This window comes from Streptomyces sp. NRRL S-920 (assembly GCF_000717945.1).
In the GTDB taxonomy this organism is placed as follows: Bacteria; Actinomycetota; Actinomycetes; order Streptomycetales; family Streptomycetaceae; genus Streptomyces; species Streptomyces alboniger.
This window is the reverse complement of the sequence record NZ_JODF01000178.1, coordinates 1-295: the sequence shown is the minus strand read 5'-3', so window position 1 is coordinate 295 and position 295 is coordinate 1. Positions and strand designations below refer to the sequence as shown.

1 protein-coding gene is annotated in these 295 nt (G+C 69.5%); it reads right to left on the bottom strand.

What is annotated here, in order from left to right:
• On the bottom strand, window positions 1–295 hold a 295-nt coding region (locus IG54_RS0137405), incomplete at both ends, for a 3-deoxy-7-phosphoheptulonate synthase (protein WP_030795764.1).

Here is a 295-nt window from a genome sequence, read left to right as displayed (position 1 = left end):
GGCGGATACGACTGCTACGGCCTGGTCGATGTTGAGGCGGGGGTCGCAGACGGTGGTGTAGCCCACCGGGTCGAGGAGGTCATCGAGGCGTGACTCGTCTGCCACGCATTCGCCGACGGTCTCCGGGGTGGCTTCCAGGTGCAGCCCCCCTGCGACCACGTGCTGCGCGCCGGCCACTTCCTGGAAGAGTTCCACCTCGCGGGTGATGCGGGTCAGCAGGCGGGTCTTGCGGCCCAGCGGGCCGCGCTGGGTGTTGCCGTGCATCGGATCGCACAGCCAGATCACCGGATGCCCC